This is a genomic window from Microbacterium testaceum, from assembly GCF_001476655.1.
GTDB lineage: Bacteria > Actinomycetota > Actinomycetes > Actinomycetales > Microbacteriaceae > Microbacterium > Microbacterium testaceum_C.
In genome coordinates this window covers 1-3,397 of the sequence record NZ_LDRT01000232.1, presented here as the reverse complement: position 1 = coordinate 3,397, position 3,397 = coordinate 1, and the positions used below count along the sequence as shown (strand labels likewise).

3 protein-coding genes are annotated in these 3,397 nt (G+C 71.9%); 1 reads left to right on the top strand and 2 read right to left on the bottom strand.

The window, feature by feature from the left end; translation table 11 throughout:
• Both NS220_RS18645 and NS220_RS18640 read right to left on the bottom strand, forming a co-directional pair.
• Window positions 1-1,083: DUF222 domain-containing protein (locus NS220_RS18645; RefSeq protein WP_081323272.1), on the bottom strand; the 1,083-nt coding region annotated here is incomplete at its 3' end.
• A 478-nt stretch (window positions 1,084-1,561) separates the two neighbouring features.
• Complete coding sequence (locus tag NS220_RS18640) at window positions 1,562-2,296, bottom strand: exonuclease domain-containing protein (RefSeq protein WP_058625452.1); 735 nt, start codon at window positions 2,294-2,296, stop codon at window positions 1,562-1,564.
• Between the two features lie 164 nt (window positions 2,297-2,460).
• On the opposite strand from NS220_RS18640, the gene NS220_RS18635 reads away from it, so the two are divergent.
• Window positions 2,461-3,339, top strand: coding sequence for an alpha/beta fold hydrolase (locus NS220_RS18635; RefSeq protein ID WP_058625451.1), 879 nt, complete (start codon window positions 2,461-2,463; stop codon window positions 3,337-3,339).
• Window positions 3,340-3,397 lie beyond the last annotated feature (58 nt).

Genomic DNA, 3,397 nt, shown 5'->3' with positions numbered 1-3,397 from the left:
CGCGGGCGCGGGCGCGGGCGGGTCTGTGGGCGCGGCCGTGTGCCGGGGAGTGGCATCGAACTGGGGCCCGGAGTCGTTTCGAGGCGCAAGGGCGGTCGGCGGGTCGACCGCAGCCGCATCGGGCGTGGGAGTCGTCACGAGGTCGGCGAGAACGTCGGCGCGCAGCTGAGCCAGCGTGCGCTCCTCGTCCGATGCAGCGGCCAGATGCCGAGCGGCGCGATCGAGGCGCGTCATGATGCTGCGCGCCCGCTCGGCGGGGAGAAGGGCGTTGAGTGAGGCCATCCCGTCGAGTTCGGGCGTCATCCACACCCCGCGATCGCGCGCGGCGCGGCGATGGCGGACGTCGATCGACTCGGCGTGCACGCGCTCGCGGAGAGCACGCGCGGCGACGGTGAACTTCGTGGGCGTCAATCTCGTCGCGGTCTCGGCGACGCCGTCGTCGAACGCGCTCCACGCCGTCTCGTCGTCAGGGAGGGAGGTCGCGAGCCGTGCCGCCTCGACGGCGTGGCGTTCCGACGTCCGGCCGGCGGCGAACTCGTCCCACAGCCGGGGACAGCGCTCTCGCAGCGCCTCGACGTGCGTGGCACGCGTGCGGATGGTCTGCTCCGACAGGTGCAGACGCACCGCCATCTCGGCAGCCGCCGCGCGCTGCGCGAGATCGACGCGGTCGCGTCGCACTGCGGCGGCCGTGCGGCCCCGCGGATCGCTCCACAACAGGTCGAGGGTCGGGTCGGGGCCGACCCAGGGCGTCGGGTCTGCGGCGGCGTCGCGCAGGACCGCTGCGATGAGACGGCCCTCCTCGGCCGCGAGACGGTGGCGCTCGGCGGCGATCAGCTCGAGATGTCCGAGGATCGCGTCGAGATCGGATGCTGAGGCTCTTGTGGCATCGAGAGGTGCCGCGGGCGCGTCGGGGAGGACGTCGTCAGCGGAGAACGCTTCGTCGGGGTGACTCGCCGCGCCGAGATCGAGCAGACGGGCCCATGCGACTTCGTCTTCGAGCTCGTCGTCGGTGGGCCACGGAACCCCGTCCCACGACCGCTCAGCCGGTGACGGCCGGTCGGCGAGAGGGGCGGAGGTGTCCATGTCAAAACGCTATCGGGGACCTCCGACATTGCCGCGAAGGGCCGGAATCTCGGGGCGTGCGCGCCGGTCGGATCGTCGACGAGCTGATGCCGCACGGGGAGCGCGCCGCCGATTCTTCGACGGGCGGATACCGCACACGCGAGAACGACGGGTAGGAGGTACTTCGGCGCGGTGGTGTCGCGTACGCGGGTGAACCCGGGGGCGGTGCTGTCGTTCCGGGGCGGTGTGTGGTGCTGTCACGCACGCACGTCGGCGCCCGGGCGACCGTCCCCGGTGCGGCGAGCGGTGTCGTCCTACGCGCAGGAGGGAACCGGGGGAGGTGCCTCACGATGCCGGTCGCGCACGCCTCGTCACGCCGGTCAGGAGGGGGTCGGCGGTATCCAGCCACGATGAACGAGCCGCCCGTTGCCCGTGATGCCCGCCTCGAGTGCGGCGTCCGCCAGCGCTCCTGCGTGCTCGACCCGGGGTCGTTCGCTTCTCAGCGGATCGGCCACGCTCCGTCGAGCGGGGGAGCCGTGGCATCCAGGCGTCCGATTTTGACGAAGTACTCGGTGAGACTCGCCGCTTGGGCCCGTGCCCACGAGATCTGGCGCGTGTGAAGCTCCTCGAGCGTGGCGGGCAGCCACGGGCCGAACCGATCGGCGAGAGCGAGGGCGAGGCGTCCGGCGGCCACGGCGTCGGCGCATGCCTCGTGAGCCGACTCCAGCGGGACCGCGTAGTGCTCCGCCACGACCGACAGGGTGCGCTTCCCCCGGCGATAGCGGTCGTAGGTCTTGTCGACGACGAGCGGGTCGATCACCGGCGACGGCGCCTCGATCGGCGCGACCCCGTGTCGGACGGCTTCGTGCTTGAGCATCGAGAAGTCGAAGGGCGCGTTGTACGCCACCACCGGGATGCCCGCCGCGAACAGCGCGTTCAGCGCCTCGACGACCTCGCCCACGACCCGCGGTGCCGGAGCGCCGTCGGCCCGTGCCCGCTCGGTGGTGATCCCGTGGATCGCGGCCGCGCCGTCGGGGATCTCGACCCCGGGATCGGCGAGCCAGTCGCGCGCGTCGACGACGTGGCCATCGGCGTCGATGACGCCCACGTGCGCCGTCACGATGCGATCGTTCTCGACATCGACGCCGGTCGTCTCGAGATCGAAGACGCCGACGAGACGGGTCCATTCGGGGGTCTGGAAGAGCGGGAGCGGCTCGGCCTGCCACAGGGTCATGGGGTCACCGTAGATCGGGGGTCCGACATGGGCGGCGAGGCGCGCAGGGATGGAGGAGGGATGCCGGTGTCCTCGCGCCGTGCAGAACAAGAGTCCCCGCCCTCTTCGGCGGGATCCGGGAGGGCGGAGCGGCGATGTCGGAACCCCCTCTTAAAATCGAACCCATGCCGAACCCGTACGCCGACCTGCTCGCCGCGATCCCCGTCGAGCGACGCGAGGTCGAGGTTCTCGGGGGCACGACGGCGTACTGGGTCTACGGAGACGCCGCCGCGGCCACCACGATCGTCGCCGTGCACGGATTCCGCGGCGAGCATCACGGGCTCGACCCGGTGGTGGCGTACCTTCCCGGCATCCGGGTCGTGTCTCCCGACCTGCCGGGGTTCGGCGAGACGGCGCCCTTGGCGGGGCGTCGGCACGACCTCGAGGCCTACGCCGCGTGGCTGCGCGCCTTCGTCGGCGCCGTCGCGCCGGGAGCGGTGGTGCTCGGGCACTCGTTCGGCTCGATCGTGTCGTCCGCCGCGGTGGCGGCGGGGCTCGAGACGCCGAAACTCATCCTCGTGAATCCGATCGGTGCTCCCGCGCTCGAGGGGCCGCGTGGCGTCCTCACACGACTCGCGGTGTTCTACTACCTCGCCGGGGCGAAGCTCCCTCGGGCGATCGGCGACGGGTTGTTGCGCAACGGGCTTATCGTGCGGGTCATGAGCAACGCCATGGCGAAGACGCGCGATCCCGCCCTGCGCCGCTTCGTGCACGAGCAGCACGACGAGTACTTCTCCCGCTTCGCCGACCGCGACGTGCTGCACGACGCGTTCGTGACGAGCGTGTCGCACGACGTCCGCGCCTTCGCGCCGCGCATCGCCCAGCCGACGCTGCTGATCGCGGCAGAGAAAGACGACATCACCCCGATCGAGGCCGAGCGGCATCTGGCGACGCTGTTCCCCGACGCCCGGCTGGTCGAGATCCCCGACGTCGGACACCTCATCCACTACGAGACGCCCGAGGCGGCGGCATCCGCGATCCGGGGGTTCCTCGGCGAAGACTGATACGCCCCCGAGCAGCCGGAGACGGATTGCCCGCGGCTGTCGCGCCCCGGACCTGCAC